This window comes from Streptomyces sp. NPDC012888, from assembly GCF_042900645.1.
GTDB lineage: Bacteria > Actinomycetota > Actinomycetes > Streptomycetales > Streptomycetaceae > Streptomyces.
In genome coordinates this window covers 1-20,953 of record NZ_JBIBBM010000016.1, presented here as the reverse complement: position 1 = coordinate 20,953, position 20,953 = coordinate 1, and the positions used below count along the sequence as shown (strand labels likewise).

18 protein-coding genes are annotated in these 20,953 nt (G+C 70.9%); 13 read left to right on the top strand and 5 right to left on the bottom strand.

The window, feature by feature from the left end:
* The first annotated feature begins 1 nt into the window (after position 1).
* The 4 genes from eccB (at position 2) to ACFY61_RS25255 (ending at position 3,689) form a co-directional block, all read left to right on the top strand.
* Positions 2-1,585 carry a type VII secretion protein EccB gene (eccB, locus tag ACFY61_RS25270; protein ID WP_389475369.1) on the top strand — a complete coding sequence of 528 codons (1,584 nt, stop codon included), beginning with the start codon at positions 2-4 and terminating at the stop codon, positions 1,583-1,585.
* 8 nt (positions 1,586-1,593) lie between these two features.
* On the top strand, positions 1,594-2,847 hold the full coding sequence (mycP, locus tag ACFY61_RS25265; RefSeq protein WP_389475367.1) for a type VII secretion-associated serine protease mycosin: 1,254 nt from the start codon (positions 1,594-1,596) through the stop codon (positions 2,845-2,847).
* A gap of 154 nt (positions 2,848-3,001) precedes the next feature.
* Positions 3,002-3,343, top strand: coding sequence for a WXG100 family type VII secretion target (locus ACFY61_RS25260; RefSeq protein WP_389475365.1), 342 nt, complete (start codon positions 3,002-3,004; stop codon positions 3,341-3,343).
* 34 nt (positions 3,344-3,377) lie between these two features.
* Positions 3,378-3,689 (top strand): WXG100 family type VII secretion target, encoded by a 312-nt coding sequence (locus ACFY61_RS25255; protein ID WP_389475364.1) that lies wholly within the window; start codon positions 3,378-3,380, stop codon positions 3,687-3,689.
* Positions 3,690-3,785: 96 nt separating this feature from the next.
* Here ACFY61_RS25255 and ACFY61_RS25250 read toward each other — a convergent pair whose 3' ends face one another.
* From ACFY61_RS25250 to eccCa, 3 genes are all read right to left on the bottom strand, one after another.
* On the bottom strand, positions 3,786-4,019 hold the full coding sequence (locus ACFY61_RS25250) for a DUF397 domain-containing protein (RefSeq protein ID WP_389475362.1): 234 nt from the start codon (positions 4,017-4,019) through the stop codon (positions 3,786-3,788).
* A gap of 64 nt (positions 4,020-4,083) precedes the next feature.
* Complete coding sequence (locus ACFY61_RS25245; protein WP_389475360.1) at positions 4,084-4,509, bottom strand: hypothetical protein; 426 nt, start codon at positions 4,507-4,509, stop codon at positions 4,084-4,086.
* Positions 4,510-4,577: 68 nt separating this feature from the next.
* Complete coding sequence (gene eccCa, locus ACFY61_RS25240) at positions 4,578-8,546, bottom strand: type VII secretion protein EccCa (RefSeq protein ID WP_389475358.1); 3,969 nt, start codon at positions 8,544-8,546, stop codon at positions 4,578-4,580.
* A 235-nt stretch (positions 8,547-8,781) separates the two neighbouring features.
* Between eccCa and eccD the strand changes: the two genes are divergently transcribed.
* The 6 genes from eccD (at position 8,782) to ACFY61_RS25210 (ending at position 15,879) form a co-directional block, all read left to right on the top strand.
* Positions 8,782-10,287, top strand: a complete 1,506-nt coding sequence (gene eccD, locus ACFY61_RS25235) for a type VII secretion integral membrane protein EccD (protein WP_389475356.1) — start codon at positions 8,782-8,784, stop codon at positions 10,285-10,287.
* A gap of 159 nt (positions 10,288-10,446) precedes the next feature.
* A complete protein-coding gene (rpsO, locus tag ACFY61_RS25230) occupies positions 10,447-10,734 on the top strand; it encodes a 30S ribosomal protein S15 (RefSeq protein WP_219667631.1) in 288 nt (95 codons plus the stop codon).
* A 306-nt stretch (positions 10,735-11,040) separates the two neighbouring features.
* Positions 11,041-13,260 (top strand): polyribonucleotide nucleotidyltransferase, encoded by a 2,220-nt coding sequence (locus ACFY61_RS25225; protein ID WP_389475354.1) that lies wholly within the window; start codon positions 11,041-11,043, stop codon positions 13,258-13,260.
* Positions 13,257-14,636 carry a M16 family metallopeptidase gene (locus ACFY61_RS25220; protein WP_389475352.1) on the top strand — a complete coding sequence of 460 codons (1,380 nt, stop codon included), beginning with the start codon at positions 13,257-13,259 and terminating at the stop codon, positions 14,634-14,636. The genes ACFY61_RS25225 and ACFY61_RS25220 overlap by 4 nt, the downstream gene beginning before the upstream one ends.
* A 29-nt stretch (positions 14,637-14,665) precedes the next feature.
* Positions 14,666-15,418 (top strand): 4-hydroxy-tetrahydrodipicolinate reductase, encoded by a 753-nt coding sequence (gene dapB, locus ACFY61_RS25215; protein WP_389475350.1) that lies wholly within the window; start codon positions 14,666-14,668, stop codon positions 15,416-15,418.
* Positions 15,419-15,426: 8 nt separating this feature from the next.
* Positions 15,427-15,879, top strand: a complete 453-nt coding sequence (locus ACFY61_RS25210) for a hypothetical protein (RefSeq protein WP_389475348.1) — start codon at positions 15,427-15,429, stop codon at positions 15,877-15,879.
* A gap of 55 nt (positions 15,880-15,934) precedes the next feature.
* Here the strand turns inward: ACFY61_RS25210 and ACFY61_RS25205 are convergent, their stop codons facing one another.
* A complete protein-coding gene (locus tag ACFY61_RS25205) occupies positions 15,935-16,477 on the bottom strand; it encodes a PH domain-containing protein (protein ID WP_389475347.1) in 543 nt (180 codons plus the stop codon).
* Between the two features lie 44 nt (positions 16,478-16,521).
* A complete protein-coding gene (locus ACFY61_RS25200; protein ID WP_389475345.1) occupies positions 16,522-16,761 on the bottom strand; it encodes a hypothetical protein in 240 nt (79 codons plus the stop codon).
* Positions 16,762-16,922: 161 nt separating this feature from the next.
* On the opposite strand from ACFY61_RS25200, the gene thyX reads away from it, so the two are divergent.
* The 3 genes from thyX (at position 16,923) to ACFY61_RS25185 (ending at position 20,565) form a co-directional block, all read left to right on the top strand.
* Positions 16,923-17,672, top strand: coding sequence for an FAD-dependent thymidylate synthase (gene thyX / locus ACFY61_RS25195; RefSeq protein WP_389475343.1), 750 nt, complete (start codon positions 16,923-16,925; stop codon positions 17,670-17,672).
* A gap of 191 nt (positions 17,673-17,863) precedes the next feature.
* A complete protein-coding gene (gene dapA, locus ACFY61_RS25190) occupies positions 17,864-18,763 on the top strand; it encodes a 4-hydroxy-tetrahydrodipicolinate synthase (protein WP_389475341.1) in 900 nt (299 codons plus the stop codon).
* 116 nt (positions 18,764-18,879) lie between these two features.
* Positions 18,880-20,565, top strand: coding sequence for a ribonuclease J (locus tag ACFY61_RS25185; protein ID WP_389475340.1), 1,686 nt, complete (start codon positions 18,880-18,882; stop codon positions 20,563-20,565).
* The last annotated feature ends 388 nt before the right edge of the window (positions 20,566-20,953 follow it).

The following is a 20,953-nucleotide window of genomic DNA, read 5'->3' as shown; positions in this document are numbered from 1 at the left end:
CATGGCATCACGACGCGACGAGCTCAACGCGTACACCTTCGCGAAGCGGCGGACGGTGGCCGCGTTCCTCCAACCCTCCGCCACGGGCACCGAGGAGGGCGCCCCGAAGCCGCTGCGGGCGGTCGTGCCGGGGCTGGTCGTCGGCGCGCTGGTCCTGGCCGGCTTCGGCGCCTGGGGCATGTTCGACCCCAAGGCCCCCAAGGACTGGGACAAGCCCGGCACCAAGGTGATCGTCGGCAAGGACTCCACCACCCGGTACGTCGTGCTGAACACCGGCGGCCAGCCCCGCCTGCACCCGGTGCTCAACCTGGCCTCCGCGCGGCTGCTGCTCGACCCGGGGAAGTTCGACGTCATCCAGGTCGACGACAAGGTCCTCGACAGCGGCAAGCCGCCGCGCGGCCCGATCATCGGCATCCCGTACGCACCGGACCGGCTGCCGTCCGCCAAGGAGGCCGGAACGCCCAAGCGCTGGGCGGTGTGCCAGCAGCCCGGCGGCAACGGCAAGGGCGTGCAGACCGCCACCTTCGTCCTCGCCGAGCGCGAGGCCGGCCTGATGGACGGCCCGGGCAAGCTCGCCGACGGGCAGGTGATGTACGTCCGGGCGCGGACCGCGGGCCCCAACAACACCGAGGTCACGACCCGTTGGCTGGTCGACGCCACCGGCACCAAGTACCGGTTCCCGGAGAACACCCCCGAGGCCGTCACCCTCACCAACGCCCTGGTCGGCAGCGGCACCCCGCAGCTGGTGACCCAGGAATGGCTGGACACCCTCGCCACCGGTGAGGAACTGGGCTTCCCGAAGCTGGAGGCCCGGGCCGGCACCGACGCCAACGTGCCGGGCCTGGTCACCGCCGACAACAAGGTCGGCATGGTGCTGCTGGCGCGCACCGGCTCCGGCCCGCAGCACTACGTCGTCCTGCCCGGCAAGGTCTCCCGGGTGTCGTCCTTCGTGGCCTGGCTGCTGATCAACGCGCCGGCCACCAACGCCCTCGACATGCACGGCAAGGCCCGCGAGGTCGACCTGCAGTCGCTGCGCCCCGACGGCTCGCAGTTCTACGAGAAGAAGCGCTGGCCGCGCACCCAGTCCGGCCAGGTCAACGGCCGCACGGGGGCCGCCCAGACCCAGGGGGCCGAGGCCCGTGACACCGTGTGCAACGTGCTGCGCTCGGTCGACGGCCAGGGCCGGGCCACGCTCAGCACCTGGGCGGGCACGTCCTTCCCGGTCGACATCTCGGCCAGCGGCACCAGCTCCTACGTCACACCCGGCTCCGGCCTGCTGTACACGCAGTTCCAGGGCCGGCAGGCGAAGGGCGGCGGCGGCCTGTTCCTGGTCACCGACACCGGTCTGCGGTACGCCGTCCAGACGAACGGCGACAGCGACGCCGAGCAGTCGCAGATCGGCGCGGCGCCCTCGGCGTCCCCGGGCGCGGGCGGCGAGGAGGGCCCGCCGGAGGCGAGCTTCGCCCAGGCCCGGCTCGGCTACAAGGACATCACTCCGGCGCTCGTCCCGATCGCCTGGTCGGAGTTCCTCTCCAAGGGGCCGCGTCTGGACACCAACGCCGCCCGGCAGCCGCAGGGTTCGTGAGGCCGCCGATGACCCGCACGACCCTCGTCGCCAAGGCCGTCCCGGCCCGTGCCGTGCTCGCCGCGGCCCTCCTCGCCCTCGCCGGCCCGCACGCCCCGGCTGCTTCCGCTGCCGACGGCCGTCCCGTCCCGCCGCCGCCCGCGTTCGCGCTGGCCGGCGCGGGCGAGTGCACCTTCCCCATGAAGAAGCAGATAGCGGGCCGCCCCTGGGCCCTGCAGCGGCTGCTGCTCGACGAGCTGTGGGCCGAGGGCAAGGGCAAGAACGTCCGCGTCGCGGTCATCGACTCGGGGGTGGACCGCGCCAACCCGCAGCTCAGCGCGGCCATCGACACGGGCGCCGGCAAGGACTTCATCGACCCCAAGGGCGGCGACGGCACCAACGACACGGTCGGCCACGGCACCAAGGTGGCCGGGCTGATCGCGGCCCGCCCCCAGCAGGGCACCGGCTTCGTCGGGCTGGCCCCCGAGGCCACCATCATCCCGATCCGGCAGAACGACGGCCAGGGCAAGGGCAACGCGGAGACCCTCGCTCAGGCCATCGACCACGCCGTGGCCAAGGGCGCCCACATCGTCAACGTCTCCCAGGACACCGACGTGCCGATGGCCGCGGACTCCAAGCTGGGGCAGGCGGTCAAACGGGCCCTGGACGCCAAGGTGCTGATCGTCGCCTCGGCCGGCAACGACGGCCTCAACGGGCGCAAGCGCCTGACCTACCCGGCCGCCTTCCCGGGCGTGCTGGCGGTGGCCTCCTCCGACCGCAACAACGAGCGGGCCTCCTTCTCCCAGCCCGGGGTCTTCGTGTCGGTCGCGGCGCCCGGGGTCGACATGGTCTCCACCGTGCCCGGTTTCGGTCAGTGCGTGGACAACGGAACCAGCTTCTCCGCCCCGTACGTCACAGGAGTGGCGGCCCTGTTGAAGGCCCAGCATCCGGACTGGACCCCTCAGGAACTGCTCTGGCAGATCCAGCAGACCGCCGAACGCTCCGTCAAGGGCCGTGACGACTACGTGGGTTGGGGAGTGGTCGACCCGGTCCGCGCGGTCACCGACGACCACGAGAGGCCCCGGGCACCGGTCCCGGACCCGGGTCCGCCGCCGGCGGCCGCTCCCGAGGCGGCCCCGATGGCGCTCACGGAGACGGCCGAGGAGCGGCAGGCCCGGATCGGCACGTACGCGTTGGGCATCGGGGGAGTGGTGATCGCGGTGATCGCCGGAACGGCCGTGGTCGTCCGGGATGCCCGGAACCGCCGCCGCCGTTTGCAGTGAACCGTCACGGTCCACCGACGGCACGGCCCTGCCGATGTTGGGCCGGAGAGATGAACTGACTAGAGTGACAACAGCCTTCACGACTGTGATCGGGGAACTGACGTAGCCACATGCGCCGGTCGGGTCGGTGAATTTAGGAAGTGAGGAGCTTCGGATGACCAATCCTGCAGGCGGTTTCGGACTCGCGGACGATCCGATCGTCCAGGCGAAGAACAAGATCAACACCACCGCCAACGCCGTGACCACCCAGGCACGCGAACTGGCCGACATCCTCGCCACCGTGAGCGCGGGATGGACCGGTTCCGGTGCCGGCGGGTTCATCCAGGCACAGACCATGGTGAACGAGGACCACGACGCCATCCGCCGGCTGCTGGGCGTTCTCCACAACGCCGTGGCCGAGACGAAGAACCTGAGCAACGCCCAGGACGACGACGTGCGCGCGGCGTTCAACGCCATCAAGTCGTCGGCCAACTCGTCCGGCCTCAACGGCATCTGAATCGACCGCCCCGCGGCTTAAGGAGAGAGAGAACATGTCTGGTGCCGACGCCGGCCACATGAAGGTCAGGTACGAGAGCGTCCAGGAGATGGCCAACCGCCTCCGCGCCGTCTCCAAGAAGATCGTCGACGACCTGACCGAGATGGACCAGGCCCTGAAGGTCGTCACGGACACCTGGGACGGTGAGGCGCACGCGCAGTACGTCCAGCTCCAGGCCAAGTACAAGGGCCGCGCCGAGCACATGCGCGACACCCTGGAGAACGTCGCCAAGCTCATCGAGCAGGGCAAGAGCGACTACCGGGCCACGGACGTGAAGGCCTCGCGCCTGTTCACCGAGGGTTTCTGAGCCCAGTCCGGCCGCACGCGCCCGCACGGCGCGCGCACACGTGCCGAAGGGGCGCGCCCGCACCGGGCGCGCCCCTTCGCGCATCTCTCGTCCTGGCTAGACGATGTCGAACTCGCCGTCCCTGGCGCCCAGGACGAACGCCTCCCACTCGGCGGCCGTGTACCGCAGCACCGTGTCACGGTCCAGCGAGGACCGCATGGCCACCCCGCCGCCCGGCAGGTGCGCGATCTCCACCCGCTCCTCGTCGGGGCTGGTCCCGGGCGGGCCCTCCCACTCGACCCCGCTGATGTCGAGCGCGTACAGCTCGTCCTTCTCCGCTTGCGTGCCCATGGGCGGCCTTCCCCTCGGTGGTTCGGCGGTGCAGCGCGTGCCGCTACCGCCGATTATCACCCGATCACAGGCCGTGGAGCTTCGACTTCGGGGCGATCACCCCGAAGCCGTCGCCCGTCGCCTGGTCGTTGCCGGTGAACAGGTTCGACGTGCTCCGCAGCGCGTTCTTCTCCGAGGCCAGGCGGCCCATCAGGTTGGCCACCTGCTTGTCCCACGTGTCCGTCACCTTCTTCAGGCCCACCGCCGTCTGCCAGCCGTCGAAGGTCTTCACCGCCGTGTTCGACGCCTCGTCGGCGTGCTCGGCGGCCTTCTTCGTGCCCGGCTCCAGGTCCGTCTCGATGGTGTTCGCCGCCGCCTTCTTCTGCGCCGGCGTGGAACCGAAGTCCCCCGTGCCCGACAGGGCCGGACCGGGCGGGCCGCTGTTCAGCCGCATCTCCGTCCGGTCCGCGGCCGCAGACCGCAGCTGTCCCCAGTCCTGGTCGAACCCCATTGCCCTGCCTCCCCGTTGCCGGCCGTCGTACGGAACGCCACTTCGAACCTACCAGTGCCCCGCCCCCGCTACATGCCGGGCATCCGGCCGAGCTGCACCAGCGAGGTGCCGCGCTTGCGGGAGGCGAAGTACCCCCGGCCCGGCGGCATCGGCCGGGGCCGGACGCTGCCGATCAGGTCGCCCTCCGCCGGATCGCCGGACAGCACCACGCCCTGCGCGCCGAGCTCCTTGATGCGCTGCATGAACGGCTCGTACATGGAACGCGAGGCACCCGCCGAGTTGCGCGCGATGATGAACCGGACGCCGGTGTCCCGGGCGAACGGCAGGTACTCCACCAACGGGGCCAGCGGATTGCCCTGGCTGGTCGCCACCAGGTCGTAGTCGTCCACGATGATGAACACGTCCGGACCCGTCCACCAGCTGCGGTCCCGCAGCTGCTGCGGGGTGACGTCCGGCGGCGGCTGACGGCGGGCGAACACCCCCGCCAGCGCCTCCATGTGCATCTGCATGGAGCTGGCCATCGGCGCGTACTCCAGCAGGTGCTCCTCCGGCAGCGCGCCCAGCAGCGCCCGCCGGTAGTCGCCCACCACCAGCTTGGCCTGGTCCGGGGTGTACCGCTGGGCGATCTGCGAGGCGATCAGCCGCAGCAGGTTCGTCTTGCCGGACTCGCTCTCGCCGAACACCAGGAAGAACGGATCGGTCTCGAAGTCCACGAACACCGGCTCCAGGTCGGTCTCGTCGATGCCGATCGCGATCCCGTGACGCGGGAACTCCCCGCCCTTGGGCAGCTGCTCGGCGTGCAGCAGCCGCGGCAGCAGCCGCACCCCGGGCGCGGCCTGGCCGGCCCAGCTGCCCTTCACCGCGGCGACGAACGCCGCGGTGCCCTCGGACAGGTCGCCCGGTTCGTGCGAACCGTCGATCCGCGGCAGCGCGCCCAGGAAGTGCAGCTTCTCCGCCACCTGACCGCGGCCCGGCATGCCCGGCGGCACGTTCGCCGCGACCTTGCGGTCGAACTCGGAGTCCATGACGTCGCCCAGCCGCAGCTCCAGCCGGTTCAGCATCTGGTCCTTCAGCGCGGCCCGCACCTCCATGTACCGGGCCGCGGTGATCACCACGTGGATGCCGTAGCCCAGACCACGCGCCGCGATGTCCGTGACCACCGGCTCCAGCCCGTCGTACTCGGTGCGGAAGCCGCCCCAGCCGTCGATCACCAGGAACACGTCGCCCCACGGCTCGCCCGGCAGCTCACCGGCCGCCCGGCGCCGCCGGTAGGTGGCGATCGAGTCGATGCCGTTGGCGCGGAAGAACTCCTCCCGCCGGTTGAGCACGCCCGCCACCTCGGCGACCGTACGGCGCACCCGCTCCGGGTCCAGCCGGGACGCGATCCCGCCCACGTGCGGCAGGTCCGCCACCGCCGACAGACCGCCACCACCGAAGTCCAGGCCGTAGAACTGCACCTCGCGCGGGGTGTGGGTGAGCGCGAACGACGCGATCAGCGTCCGCATCAGCGTGGACTTGCCCGACTGCGGGCCGCCCACCACCATCATGTGGCCGGCCGCACCGGAGAAGTCCCGGTACAGCACCTCGCGCCGCTGCTCGAACGGCTTGTCGATCAGACCCATGGGCACCACCAGACCGCCCGGCCGGGTGTACCCCTCCGCGTGCAGTCCGCGCGCCTCGCTCGCCGCCAGCGCCGGCAGCAGCTGGTCCAGCGGCGGCGCCTGGTCCAGCGGGGGCAGCCACACCTGGTGCGCGGGCACGCCCTGGCCCTCCAGCCGGCCCACGATCACGTCCAGCACCGTGGCCGCCAGCGCGTCGTCCTCCCGGGGCGCCGCCTGCGCCGCCAGGTACGCCGGGTCCGGAGCCGCGTACACCACGGGAACCGGAGCCGCCGTGAACAGCGCCGGCCGCCGCTCCACCGGGAACTGCCCGACCGACAGCTCCGGGCCGCCCGACCGGTACACCCCCGACACGTACGCCGCCTTGAACCGCACCATCTCGTCCGTGCCGAACTTCAGGTAGCCCGAACCCGGCACCGACGGCAGGTGGTAGGCGTCCGGCACGCCGATCGCCGTACGCGACTCGGCCGCCGAGAACGTCCGCAGACCGATCCGGTACGACAGGTAGGTGTCCAGGCCGCGCAGCTTGCCCTCCTCCAGGCGCTGCGAGGCCAGCAGCAGGTGCACGCCCAGCGAACGGCCGATCCGGCCGATCTGGATGAACATGTCGATGAAGTCGGGCTTCGCGGTCAGCAGCTCGGAGAACTCGTCGATGACCAGCACCAGCGAGGCCAGCGGCTCCAGCGGGGCACCCGCCGCGCGCGCCTTCTCGTAGTCGTGGATGTTGGCGTAGTTGCCCGCCGACCGCAGCAGCTCCTGCCGGCGCTGCAGCTCGCCGCGGATGGAGTCGCCCATCCGGTCCACCAGCGTCAGGTCGTCCGCCAGGTTGGTGATCACGGCCGCGACGTGCGGCATCTGCGACATGCCGGTGAACGTCGCGCCGCCCTTGAAGTCCGCCAGCACGAAGTTCAGCGTCTCCGACGTGTGCGTCACCGCCAGGCCCAGCACCAGCGTGCGCAGCAGCTCCGACTTGCCGGAACCGGTCGCGCCCACGCACAGGCCGTGCGGACCCATGCCCTCCTGCGCGGCCTCCTTCAGGTCCAGCATCACCGGGCCGCCGTCCTCGCCGACACCGATCGGCACCCGCAGCCGCTCGCCGGCCGACCGCGGCCGCCAGGTCCGCGCCACGTCGATGGACGCCGCGTCGCCCAGGTTCAGCAGGTCGGTGAAGTCCAGGTTGGCCAGCAGCGGCTCGTCCTCGTCACCGCCACCGGTGCGCAGCGGCGCCAGCTGCCGCGCCAGCGCCTCCGCCGCGGGCAGCGACAGCACGTCCGGCGTGCCCTCGTACGCCATCCCCGCGCCCAGGTCCAGCCGCAGCCGGCCCGGCCGGACGACCACCGACAGGCCGCCCCGCGGCTCGTCCAGCTCGCCGGCGACCACCTCGACGATGGTGACGCCCTGCAGCCCCTCGGCCGCAGCGAACACCGAGTCCGGCGGCACCAGCCCGCCCCGGCCGTCCGCGTCCAGCACCACCACCACGTGCGGCTGGTCGAGCACCGGCGAAACGTCACGGCTGAACCGCGGCCGTCCGTCCAGCCGGGACCCCAGCAGCCCCTCCAGCTCCGCCAGGTCGTCACCGAACAGCCGCTTCGACCCGGCCCCGTCGACCTGCCCCGGCACCTGCGTGTGCGGCAGCCACTTCACCCAGTCCCAGGCCGGCACCGCGCCCGGCGCCGCCACCACCGCCACCATCAGGTCGTCGGGGGAGTGCAGCGTCGCCAGCTGCGCCACCAGCGCCCGGGCGGTGCCCCGCGCCGACGCCGGCTCACCCGACACCGTCACGTGGTAGAAGGCCCGCATCGACACCGCCAGCGGCAGCCCGTCCAGCGAGGAGTGGATCCGCAGGAACCGCTGCATCGCACCGGCCGTCAGCGGCTCCAGCTCGTCCACCGGCGCCGTCTCCGGCGCCACCAGCGGAGTCGCCAGCCGCTGCACGCCCAGCCCGAGCCGGGCCTGCCCGAAGTCCGCGTCGCCGACACGCCGTTCCCACAGCCGCGAGCCCTCGGCCACCACCGACCACAACTGCTCCGGCGCGGGGTGCAGGTAGAGCTGCGCGTCACGCTGCACCCGCGCCGTCCGCCGTACCTGACGGCGGGTCTGGGCCAGGTACTTGAGGTAGTCCCGCCGCACATCGGCCATCTGCCCCTGCGTACCGCGCCGGTAGCGCACCACCTGGGCGATGACCATCGCCACCGTGGACGCCAGCATCAGCACGCCCATGATGCGCATGAACGGCATGGCACCCGGCATGAAGAAGAACACCACCGACGAGCCCATGCCGAGCATCGGCAGGAGCTGCATCAGCACGCTCTCCTGCTGCCCGCGCGGAAGCTCCGGCGGAGCCTGCAGCTTCAGCTCCTCCGAAGGGACTTCGGGCGGCAGCGACCGGGGCGGGCGTTTGACGACGATCTGGCTCACCGGAGCATCAATCCCTCGAAAACGGACGGGACGTCGAAACCGGCGCCCCCAAGTCCCGGGCCCGGCAGGGGCACTCCGCGCGGAACGGGCGCCACCCGGCGGAGGCCGGGGCACGTGATCCTACTTGCCGACTGTCACCCCGCCGCCCGGTAGGGTGTCGCGCGCACCGTGCGCATCCGCGAACGGAAAGCGCGCACAACCGACACGAGTGAAGCCAACCACGGGGGTCACACAGGTGAGTACGGCCACAACGACGGGTTTCGTGAGGGTCACCGTCGTGGCCCCGGACAGCCGCATAGACGTCGCCCTCCCCGAGGACATCGCCGTCGCGGACGTCTACCCCGAGCTGCTCCGCCTCACCGGCCAGACCCAGCCCGTCGGCGCACCCACCGGATACCACCTCGTCCGCCGCGACGGCTCCGTCCTCGACGGCGCCCGCACCCTCGCCGCGCAGACCGTCCTCGACGGCGAAGTGCTCAGCCTGCGCCCCTTCGCCGAGTCCCTGCCGCCGGCCGTCTTCGACGACGTCTCCGACGCCGTCGCCTCCGCCGTGGTCCGCGACCGGCACCGCTGGAGCGACGACATGCTGCGCGCCGCCGGCCTCACCGCCGCGGTCGTGCTCCTCGTCCTGATGGGCTTCGTACTCTGGTACGCCGACCCCGTCCGCCACGACATGCACGGGCTGCCCGGCATCATCGCCGGCGCCGCCGGCCTGCTCCTCACCGCCGCCGCAGGCGTCCGGGCCCGCGTCTACCGCGACCGCGGCTCCGCCCTCGCGCTCGGTCTCGGCGCGCTCCCGCTGGTGCTGATCGCCGGCTCCGGCATCCTGGCCCCCGCCGCCGGGCAGGGCCCCGGCAGGCTCCAGTTCCTGCTCGGCTGCGTCTGCGTGCTCGTCGCCTCCGTCACCCTGGTCGCGCTCACCCCCAACGGCGACGCCCTCTTCGTCGCCACCACCTTCCTGGCCGCCACCGGCACCCTCGCCACCTTCACCGCGATCCTCACCGGAGCCTCCGCCACCGGCGCCGCCTCCGTGTGCGCCCCCGTCGCGGTCGGCCTGATCGCCTTCCTGCCCGGCCTCTCCGCCCGCTTCGCCCGGCTGCCCATCGGCTACGCCGCCCCGCAGAGCTCCGTCGACGACTACGAGAACCCCGACGGCCAGGGGCGCTACGACGAGCCCTACGGCGACCAGACCGCCGACCTGCCCGACGCCACCCCGCTCGACGCCGAGCTCATCGCCGCCCAGGCCCGCCGCGGCCACGAGATGCTGCTCGGCCTGGCCGGCGGCTGCGCCGCCGTCGCGGTCGGCTCCGCCGCCGTACTCGGCTTCTCCGACAACACCTGGGGCCGGCTGCTCGCCCTGGCCACCGGCCTCGCCCTGCTGCTGCGGGCCCGCCTCTTCCGCTACACCTCCCAGGTCGTCTGCGCCCTGGCCGCCGGCCTCGCCGCGATCGCCCTGCTGGTCCTCGGCCTGGCCCTCAACCCGCCCCACGACCTCGTCACCGAGCTCCTCAAGTACGGCGAGAGCGGCGGCCTGGACCTGCGCACCATCTGGCTGTCGGCCGCCGTGGCCGCCGGTGCCGCGCTCCTCGCCGCCATCGGCCTCGTCGTCCCCCGCAAGGGCCTCTCGCCCTTCTGGGGCCGGCTCCTCGACCTCACCGAGGCCGCGGTCCTGCTCAGCCTGGTGCCGCTGTGCCTGGCCGTGCTCGACGTCTACGTCCGGGCCCGCTCTCTCACCAGCTGAGACCGGGCCACCCGGCAGCCTGGTACGCTGTGTGACGGTTGTCTGTGCAGTGCGCCCGAACGGGCTGCCGCCGGACCCCACCCGCCCCACGAGTCACCGAAGCCCCCCAGAGAAGCAGACCTGGGGCACTCCGGGGCGAACTCACTACAAGGAGTAAGCGTGTCGCTCGACGCCGCCACCAAGAAGCAGATCATGGCCGAGTTCGGTACCAAGGAGGGCGACACCGGCTCCCCCGAGGTCCAGGTCGCGCTGCTCTCCCGCCGCATCTCGGACCTGACCGAGCACCTGAAGGCCCACAAGCACGACCACCACTCCCGCCGTGGTCTGCTGATCCTCGTCGGCCAGCGCCGCCGCCTGCTGCAGTACCTGGCCAAGAAGGACATCCAGCGCTTCCGTACGCTGGTCGAGCGCCTGGGCATCCGCCGCGGTGCCGCCGGCGCCAAGTAAGACGCCGTGAAGGGAGCGGTTCCCACTCTTAGGGGGCCGCTCCCTTTGCTGTACGTGCGGGACGTACCGGACGCTTTGTAGTCTGGTCACAACGCACACCGAAGCTGTACGACGAAGCACAACTGAAGAGGGGGAGCGCCCTCCCTACGCACCGCCGGTCCTCGGTAGTGGCACCCGGAGAGCCCGTACGGGCCCCGTCCCGGGTGCTTCGATCGAAGACCGGCCCGCACGCAAGGCGCGCTTCTCCGAAACCGTCCCCCGCCACACGGGCGGAGGACGGAGACGACGAAAATGGAGAAAACGCTAGTGGAGAACGAGACCCACTACGCCGAGGCCGTCATCGACAACGGCTCCTTCGGCACCCGCACCATCCGCTTCGAGACGGGCCGTCTGGCCCGCCAGGCCGCCGGCTCCGCCGTTGCCTACCTGGACGACGACACGATGGTCCTCTCCGCGACCACCGCGTCGAAGAAGCCCAAGGACCAGCTCGACTTCTTCCCCCTCACGGTGGACGTCGAAGAGCGCATGTACTCCGCCGGCAAGATCCCCGGCTCCTTCTTCCGCCGTGAGGGCCGCCCCTCCGAGGACGCGATCCTCACCTGCCGCCTGATCGACCGCCCGCTGCGCCCGTCCTTCCGCAAGGGCCTGCGCAACGAGATCCAGGTCGTCGCCACGATCATGGCGCTCAACCCCGACCACCTGTACGACGTCATCGCGATCAACGCCGCGTCCGCGTCCACCCAGCTGGCCGGCCTGCCCTTCTCCGGCCCGATCGGCGGCGTCCGCGTCGCGCTGATCCGCGGCCAGTGGGTCGCCTTCCCGACGCACACCGAGCTCGAGGACGCCGTCTTCGACATGGTCGTCGCGGGCCGCACCCTGGATGACGGCGACGTCGCGATCATGATGGTCGAGGCCGAGGCCACCGAGAAGACGATCCAGCTGGTCAAGGGCGGCGCCGAAGCCCCCACCGAGGAGATCGTGGCGGCCGGCCTGGATGCCGCCAAGCCGTTCATCAAGGTCCTCTGCAAGGCCCAGGCCGACCTCGCCGCCAAGGCCGCCAAGCCCACCGGCGAGTTCCCGGTCTTCCTGGACTACCAGGACGACGTCTACGCCGCCCTGTCCGACGCCGTCCGCGGCGAGCTGGCCCAGGCGCTGACCATCGCCGGCAAGCAGGAGCGCGAGACCGAGCTGGACCGCGTCAAGGAGCTCGCCGCCGAGAAGCTCCTCCCGGCCTTCGAGGGCCGCGAGAAGGAGATCTCCGCCGCCTACCGCTCCCTGACCAAGGCCCTGGTCCGCGAGCGCGTCATCAAGGACAAGGTCCGCATCGACGGCCGCGGCGTCACCGACATCCGCACCCTGGCCGCCGAGGTCGAGGCCATCCCGCGGGTCCACGGCTCCGCCCTGTTCGAGCGTGGCGAGACCCAGATCCTGGGCATCACCACCCTGAACATGCTCCGCATGGAGCAGCAGCTGGACACCCTCTCCCCGGTGACCCGCAAGCGCTACATGCACAACTACAACTTCCCGCCGTACTCCACCGGCGAGACCGGCCGCGTCGGCTCCCCCAAGCGCCGCGAGATCGGCCACGGCGCCCTCGCCGAGCGCGCCCTCGTCCCGGTCCTGCCGACCCGCGAGGAGTTCCCCTACGCGATCCGCCAGGTCTCCGAGGCGCTCGGCTCCAACGGCTCCACCTCCATGGGCTCGGTCTGCGCCTCCACCATGTCGCTGCTGAACGCCGGTGTGCCCCTCAAGGCCCCGGTCGCCGGCATCGCCATGGGCCTGATCTCCCAGGAGATCGACGGCGAGACCCACTACGTCACCCTCACCGACATCCTCGGTGCGGAGGACGCCTTCGGCGACATGGACTTCAAGGTCGCCGGCACCAAGGAGTTCGTCACCGCCCTCCAGCTCGACACCAAGCTGGACGGCATCCCGGCCTCCGTCCTGGCCGCGGCCCTCAAGCAGGCCCGCGACGCGCGCCTCCACATCCTCGACGTGATGATGGAAGCGATCGACACCCCGGACGAGATGTCCCCGAACGCCCCGCGGATCATCACCGTCAAGATCCCCGTGGACAAGATCGGCGAGGTCATCGGCCCCAAGGGCAAGATGATCAACCAGATCCAGGAGGACACCGGCGCCGAGATCACGATCGAGGACGACGGCACCATCTACATCGGTGCCGCCGACGGCCCGGCCGCCGAGGCCGCCCGCGCCACGATCAACGGCATCGCCAACCCGACCATGCCGGAGGTCGGCGAGCGCTACCTGGGCACGGTCGTCAAGACCACCACCTTCGGTGCCTTCGTCTCCCTGCTCCCGGGCAAGGACGGCCTGCTGCACATCTCGCAGATCCGCAAGCTCGCCGGCGGCAAGCGCGTGGAGAACGTCGAGGACGTCCTCGGCGTCGGCGCCAGGGTCCAGGTCGAGATCGCCGAGATCGACCAGCGCGGCAAGCTCTCCCTGATCCCCGTGATCGAGGGCGAAGAGGGCGCCGAGGCCGAGAAGGACGACTCGGCCCAGTGACCTCCCGCAGTTCCCGTGTGACGGCCCGCCCCTCCTCCGAGGGGCGGGCCGTCGCCCGTACCCAAACCCTGCTCAAGGGCACCAACGGCATCGGCACCGTCCGCCGCACCGTCCTGCCCGGCGGACTGCGCGTCGTCACCGAGACGCTGCCCTCCGTCCGCTCCGCCACCTTCGGGATCTGGGTGAACGTCGGCTCCCGCGACGAGACCCCCACCCTCAACGGGGCCACCCACTACCTGGAGCACCTCCTGTTCAAGGGCACCGCCAAGCGGTCCGCCCTCGACATCTCCGCCGCCATCGACGCGGTCGGCGGCGAGATGAACGCCTTCACGGCGAAGGAGTACACCTGCTACTACGCGCGCGTCCTCGACACCGACCTGCCGCTGGCCATCGACGTGGTCTGCGACATGCTCACCGGCTCCCTCATCCAGGAAGCCGACGTCGACGCCGAGCGCGGGGTCATCCTCGAAGAGATCGCGATGACCGAGGACGACCCCGGCGACATGGTCCACGACCTGTTCGCCGAGACCATGTTCGGCGACAGCCCCCTGGGCCGCCCCGTCCTCGGCACCGTCGACACGATCAACGCGCTCACCCGCGACCAGATCGCCCGCTTCTACAGGAAGCACTACGACCCCACCCACCTGGTCGTCGCCGCCGCCGGCAACGTCGACCACGCCAAGGTGGTCCGCCAGGTCCGCGCCGCCTTCGAGAAGGCCGGTGCCCTCGGCCGCACCGACGCCGTCCCCACCGCCCCGCGCACCGGCTCCCGCAGGATCCGCACCGCCGGCCGCGTCGACCTGGTGAACCGCAGGACGGAGCAGGCCCACGTGGTCCTCGGCATGCCGGGCCTCGCCCGCACCGACGACCGCCGCTGGGCCCTGGGCGTACTCAACACCGCCCTGGGCGGCGGCATGTCCTCCCGCCTCTTCCAGGAGGTCCGGGAGAAGCGCGGCCTCGCCTACAGCGTGTACTCGTACACCTCCGGCTTCGCCGACACCGGCCTCTTCGGCGTGTACGCGGGCTGCCGCCCCAACCAGGTCCACGACGTCCTGCGGATCTGCCGCGACGAACTCGACAAGGTGGCCTCCGAGGGCCTCACCGACGAGGAGATCAGGCGGGCCGTCGGACAGCTCTCCGGCTCCACCGTCCTCGGCCTGGAGGACACCGGCGCCCTGATGAACCGCATCGGCAAGAGCGAGCTGTGCTGGGGCGCCCAGATGTCGGTCGACGACATGCTGGCCAGCATCGCCGCCGTGACCCCGGACGACGTCCGCGCGGTCGCACAGGATGTACTGGCCCAGCGACCCTCCCTCTCGGTGATCGGCCCGCTCAAGGAGAAGCAGGCCGCCCGCCTCGACGAAGTGGTCGCGTAGTTCCGTACGCACGTAAGGAAGCGAACAACATGAGCAAGCTGCGCGTGGCCGTCCTCGGTGCCCAGGGCCGCATCGGCTCCGAGGCCGTCAAGGCCGTCGAGGCCGCCGGGGACATGGAACTGGTCGCCGCGCTCGGCCGCGGCGACAAGCTGGAGACGCTGGCCGAGGCCGGCGCCCAGGTCGCGGTCGAGCTGACCACCCCCGCCTCGGTGATGGGGAACCTCGACTTCCTCGTCCGCCACGGCATCCACGCCGTGGTCGGCACCACCGGCTGGACCGAGGACCGCCTCGCGCAGCTCCGCGGCTGGCTCGCCGGCTCCCCGGAGACCGGCGTGCTCATCGCCCCCAACTTCTCCATCGGCGCCGTCCTCACCATGAAGTTCGCCGCCCAGGCGGCCCGCTACTTCGAATCCGTCGAGGTCGTCGAACTGCACCACCCCGACAAGGTCGACGCCCCCTCCGGCACCGCCACCCGCACCGCCCAGCTCATCGCCGAGGCACGGACGAAGGCAGGCTGCGCCCCGCAGCCCGACGCCACGGCCACCGCCCTCGACGGAGCCCGCGGCGCGGACGTGGACGGCGTCCCGGTCCACGCCGTCCGCCTGCGCGGCCTCCTGGCCCACCAGGAGGTCCTGCTCGGAGGCGAGGGCGAGACCCTGACCATCCGTCACGACTCCCTGCACCACAGCAGCTTCATGCCCGGCATCCTGCTGGGCGTCCGCCGCGTGACGCAGACCCCGGGCCTCACCTTCGGCCTGGAACACTTCCTCGACCTGAACTGAGCGAAGACATGCGCGCGAAGATCACCTACCTCGTCACCGCCGCCGTCCTGGCCCTGTACTTCGTCCTGGCCGGCGGCCGCGGCGTGGCCCTGCTCCGCATCGGCACCCCCCTGACCGTCACCTTCGGCGTGATGGTGCTGATCCTGCCCGTCATCGGCATCTGGTTCCTCTGGAAGAACACCCGCTTCGTCCAGAAGGCCAACCAGCTCTCCGCCGAACTGGAGGCGGAGGGCGGCCTGCCGGTGGACGAGCTGGAACGCGACGAGTACGGCCGCATCCTGCGGGACTCCGCCGACGAGGTCTTCGCGCGCCGCAAGGCCGAGACCGAGGACGCGCCGGGCGACTGGCGCACCTGGTTCCGCCTCGCCGTCGCCTACCACGACGCCCGGGACACCCCCCGGGCCCGCAAGGCCATGCAGCGCGCCATCGCCCTGCACGACAGGAAGCCCGTACGGGCCTGATCCCCGTACGGGCTCCCCGTACCGCTCGTTCCCGCGCCGGCGGCGCGCCGCGGACTCAGCCGACCGGCACGCCCCGGTACTCGTCCGCCCAGGCCTCCACCGCGTCGGCGGCCCGCTCGAAGGCCTCCGGCCGGGACAGGAAGTCCGCGTCGTGGTCGGTGAGCAGCAGCGGCTGCTCGGAGCCGCCCTGCACCGCCACGGTCAGCGCCTGCCCCTGCACCGTCCTCGGCAGCCCCAGCCAGCGCACCGGCTGCTGCACCGTACGGACCCCGGCGACCTGCTGCCACTTCAGCGACCGGGTGGCGAAGAAGCCCACCCGCCGCAGTCCGGACCCGCTCACCCACACCCCGGCCCGCAGCAGCCGCCCCGCGGCACCGACCACGGCGAGCGCCGCGGCCAGGCAGACCGCGGCCCCGCTCCAGGCCCCCGCGAACGCGATGATCATCGTGGCCAGCAGCATGAAGGACGCGACGAGCAGCAGTAGCGCCCCGATCGCCACCCGCCAGGGTCCCGGCCGGTAGGGCCGGCGCCAGCGCTCGTGGTCGTCGTGGGGGAGGGCGACTTCGTCCGGTTCGGCCGTCAGGAAGGGCAGGGGCACGGCTGATCCTCACTCATGTGCACAGGCGGCCGGGACCCGGCGGATCAGCGCCCCTCGGCCGCCTCGGACTGCTGTGCCTTCTGGGGCGCCTGGTGGGGCTGCAGTGCGGGCATGCCGAAGAGCAGCGAGCCGACGAGCCCCGCCACCACGGTCAGTCCGACCAGGGTACGGGCGGCGAGCTGGGTCTTGCTCAGGCGCTCCCGGGGCGGCGGAGTGACGTTACTGCGGAAACGGTCGGCCTCGGCGACGAAGGCGAACGGGACGGGTTCGCGCCGGCTGAACATGTCGGGCCTCACTCCTCACGGGTCGTCATGGTGCGTTGCTACCAAGTACGACGTACGAAGGGCCCGATCGGTGCCGGTTTTCGGCACATTACCCAAAGTTTATGCCTGTGTGTCAGCTGTAGAGTGGCCGGGCCCCTCGCACGCGACTTGGAAGGACCCTGGTGAGCGAGACCGCCGCTTCAGAGGCAACGGACCTGAAACCCAGCTTCCGCAGTGACGTCACGGTGGAGTTGGTGAAGCACGCCGCGACGGACTCCGACGTGCTGTGGGCCGCCCGTGTCTCCACGGCCGGCGAGCAGTCCCTCGACGAGTTGCAGAAGGACCCCGAGCGCTCCAAGGGCCTCATCAACTACCTGATGCGGGACCGGCACGGCAGCCCCTTCGAGCACAACTCGATGACCTTCTTCATCAGCGCCCCGATCTTCGTCTTCCGCGAGTTCATGCGGCACCGGGTGGGCTGGTCCTACAACGAGGAGTCGGGCCGCTACCGCGAGCTCCAGCCCGTGTTCTACGTGCCGGACGCCGAGCGGAAGCTGGTCCAGGAGGGGCGCCCGGGCAGGTACGTCTTCGTCGAGGGCACCCAGGCGCAGCAGGAGCTGACCGGCCGCGTCATGGAGGACTCGTACCGGCAGGCCTACGAGGCCTACCAGGAGATGCTGGCGGCCGGCGTGGCCCGCGAGGTAGCCCGCTCCGTCCTGCCGGTGGGCCTGTTCTCGTCGATGTACGCCACCTGCAACGCCCGCTCGCTCATGCACTTCCTGGGCCTGCGCACCCAGCACGAGCTCGCCAGGGTGCCGTCCTTCCCGCAGCGGGAGATCGAGATGGTGGGCGAGAAGATGGAGCAGCACTGGGCGAAGCTCATGCCGCTCACGTACGCCGCCTTCAACGCGAACGGCCGGGTGGCCCCGTAACCCCCTACCCGTACGGATGTACGAAGCGCGCTTCCGAAGTGTCCGTATTGCGACGTTTCGTGAAGTTCATCTAGGCTGATCAAACGGACCCGGCACTGCTTGAACCCCCGAGCAGGCAGTGCCGGGCTCCACACACCGTTGACGTGCCCCGAGGGGACACCGCGAGCATGGCAGCGAGTAGCGTGTTACCCATGGCTCCGATCTCGACTCCGCAGACCCCCTTCGGGCGGGTCCTCACCGCCATGGTTTCGCCGTTCACGGCAGATGGCGCACTCGACCTCGACGGCGCGCAGCAGCTCGCCGTCCACCTGGTGGACGCAGGCAACGACGGCCTGGTCATCAACGGGACCACCGGCGAGTCCCCGACCACCACCGACGCGGAGAAAAACGACCTCGTACGAGCCGTACTGGAGGCGGTCGGCGACCGCGCCCACGTGGTCGCGGGCATCGGGACCAACGACACCCACCACAGCATCGAGCTCGCCCGCCAGGCCGAGCGCACCGGCGCACACGGCCTGCTCGCCGTCACGCCGTACTACAACAAGCCCTCTCAGGAGGGCCTGTACCAGCACTTCTCGGCCATCGCCGACTCCACCGGCCTCCCGGTCATGCTGTACGACATCCCCGGCCGCAGCGGCGTCCCGATCAACACCGAGACCATGGTCCGGCTGGCCGAGCACCCCCGCATCGTCGCCAACAAGGACGCCAAGGGCGACCTCGGCCGCGCCAGCTGGGCCATCGCCCAGTCCGGCCTCGCCTGGTACTCCGGCGACGACATGCTCAACCTCCCGCTGCTCTCGGTCGGCGCGGTCGGCTTCGTCTCCGTCGTCAGCCACCTGGTCACCCCCGAGCTGCGGTCCATGATCGAAGCCCACGTCGGCGGCGACGTGCAGAAGGCCACCGAGATCCACCAGAAGCTGCTCCCGGTCTTCACCGGCATGTTCCGCACCCAGGGCGTCATGACCACCAAGGCGGCCCTGGCCCTCAAGGGCCTCCCGGCCGGCCCGCTGCGGCTCCCCCTCGTCAGCCTGAGCGCCGAAGAGACCGCCCAGCTCAAGCTCGATCTCGCCGCCGGCGGGGTACAGCTCTGAACAACGGACTTCACAACTGAATAAGCAGGACCACACAAAAACAACAGCAAGTGCACGAATGTCACACGCGCCACGTGCCTTAAGGGGTACGTGGCGCGTGTGGTGAGGAGAGTCTTTTGAGCCATCCGCATCCGGAACTCGGCCCGCCGCCGAAGCTGCCCAAGGGCGGCCTGCGCGTCACCCCGCTCGGCGGCCTCGGCGAAATCGGCCGCAACATGACCGTCTTCGAGTTCGACGGGCGACTGCTGATCGTCGACTGCGGCGTCCTCTTCCCCGAGGAGGAGCAGCCGGGCGTCGACCTGATCCTGCCGGACTTCACGTCCATCCGGGACCGTCTCGACCAGATCGACGGCATCGTCCTCACCCACGGCCACGAGGACCACATCGGCGCCGTCCCCTACCTCCTCCGGGAGAAGCCGGACATCCCGCTGATCGGCTCCAAGCTGACGCTCGCCCTGATCGAGGCGAAGCTCCAGGAGCACCGCATCCGCCCCTACACCCTCGAGGTGAAGGAAGGTGACCGCGAGCGCCTCGGCAACTTCGACTGCGAGTTCATCGCGGTCAACCACTCCATCCCGGACGCCCTCGCGGTGGCGATCCGGACCGACGCGGGCCTGGTCGTCGCCACCGGCGACTTCAAGATGGACCAGCTCCCGATGGACAACCGCCTCACCGACCTGCACGCGTTCGCGCGGCTGAGCGAGGAGGGCATCGACCTCCTCCTCTCCGACTCCACGAACGCCGAGGTCCCGGGCTTCGTCCCGCCGGAGCGCGACATCTCGAACGTGATCCGCGGCGTCTTCGCCGGCGCCCAGAAGCGGATCATCGTCGCGTCCTTCGCCAGCCACGTGCACCGCATCCAGCAGGTCCTGGACGCCGCGCACGAGTACGGCCGGCGGGTCGCCTTCGTCGGCCGCTCCATGGTCCGGAACATGGGCATCGCCCGGGACCTCGGCTACCTCCGGGTGCCGGCCGGTCTCGTGGTGGACGTCAAGACCCTGGACGACCTGCCGGACGACGAGGTCGTGCTGGTCTGCACGGGTTCCCAGGGCGAGCCGATGGCGGCCCTGTCCCGCATGGCCAACCGCGACCACCAGATCCGCATCGTCCCCGGTGACACGGTGATCCTGGCGTCGTCCCTCATCCCCGGCAACGAGAACGCGGTCTACCGCGTGATCAACGGCCTGACCCGGTGGGGCGCCAACGTGGTCCACAAGGGCAACGCGAAGGTCCACGTCTCCGGCCACGCCTCCGCCGGCGAGCTGCTGTACTTCTACAACATCTGCAAGCCGAAGAACCTCATGCCGGTCCACGGCGAGTGGCGCCACCTCCGCGCCAACGCCGAGCTCGGCGCGATGACGGGTGTCCCCAAGGACCACATCGTCATCGCCGAGGACGGTGTGGTGGTCGACCTGGTGGACGGCCGCGCCCGCATCACGGGCAAGGTCCAGGCCGGGTACGTCTACGTCGACGGCCTTTCGGTCGGCGACGTCACCGAGGTCCACCTCAAGGACCGCAAGATCCTCGGCGAGGAGGGCATCATCTCCGTCTTCGTCGTGGTGGACAGCTCGACCGGCAAGGTCGTGGGCGGCCCCAACATCAACGGCCGCGGCTCCGGAATCGAGGACTCCGCCTTCACGGCGGTTGTGCCGAAGATCGAGGAGGCCATCGCCAAGGCCGCCCAGGACGGCGTGGTCGAACCCCACCAGGTGCAGCAGCTCATCCGCCGCACGCTGGGCAAATGGGTCTCCGACGGCTACCGCCGCCGGCCGATGATCCTCCCCGTCGTGGTCGAGGTCTGACCCTCGCGTAGCGCGACGCACCGGAGCGGGGCAACCGGATTTGCATCCGGGGGCCCCGCTCCAGTAAGTTGACGGCTCCACCCCAGCAAGGACCGCGGCACACACGTGTGCCCGTACGGCTCCGGCGGGCGAGTGGAAATCCAGACCTGGGAAACCTGATATGGTCTGATCCGCCCGAAAGGGAAAAGGCCCTCCAACGGCCACCGGAAACGAATTCCGAACCGGAAACGGAGCGGAAAACGGATCTGGTAAGGTTGGAAACGCCGGAAAGAGAAACGCGAGAGCGAAGACCTGGAAAGCGCCGAGGAAATCGGATCGGAAAGATCTGATAGAGTCGGAAACGAAGAACGAAGGAAGCGCCCGGAGGGCCCGGAGACGGGAACGAAGG

What these genes read in the sequence shown, in the direction of transcription:
- ACFY61_RS25210 (WP_389475348.1), top strand. Translation starts at nt 15,427, where the DNA reads ATGCGCGCGAAGATCACCTACCTCGTCACCGCCGCCGTCCTGGCCCTG.
- ACFY61_RS25245 (WP_389475360.1), bottom strand. Translation starts at nt 4,509, where the DNA reads ATGGGGTTCGACCAGGACTGGGGACAGCTGCGGTCTGCGGCCGCGGAC.
- ACFY61_RS25250 (WP_389475362.1), bottom strand. Translation starts at nt 4,019, where the DNA reads ATGGGCACGCAAGCGGAGAAGGACGAGCTGTACGCGCTCGACATCAGC.
- ACFY61_RS25260 (WP_389475365.1), top strand. Translation starts at nt 3,002, where the DNA reads ATGACCAATCCTGCAGGCGGTTTCGGACTCGCGGACGATCCGATCGTC.
- ACFY61_RS25255 (WP_389475364.1), top strand. Translation starts at nt 3,378, where the DNA reads ATGTCTGGTGCCGACGCCGGCCACATGAAGGTCAGGTACGAGAGCGTC.
- mycP (WP_389475367.1), top strand. Translation starts at nt 1,594, where the DNA reads ATGACCCGCACGACCCTCGTCGCCAAGGCCGTCCCGGCCCGTGCCGTG.
- dapA (WP_389475341.1), top strand. Translation starts at nt 17,864, where the DNA reads ATGGCTCCGATCTCGACTCCGCAGACCCCCTTCGGGCGGGTCCTCACC.
- eccB (WP_389475369.1), top strand. Translation starts at nt 2, where the DNA reads ATGGCATCACGACGCGACGAGCTCAACGCGTACACCTTCGCGAAGCGG.
- ACFY61_RS25200 (WP_389475345.1), bottom strand. Translation starts at nt 16,761, where the DNA reads ATGTTCAGCCGGCGCGAACCCGTCCCGTTCGCCTTCGTCGCCGAGGCC.
- dapB (WP_389475350.1), top strand. Translation starts at nt 14,666, where the DNA reads ATGAGCAAGCTGCGCGTGGCCGTCCTCGGTGCCCAGGGCCGCATCGGC.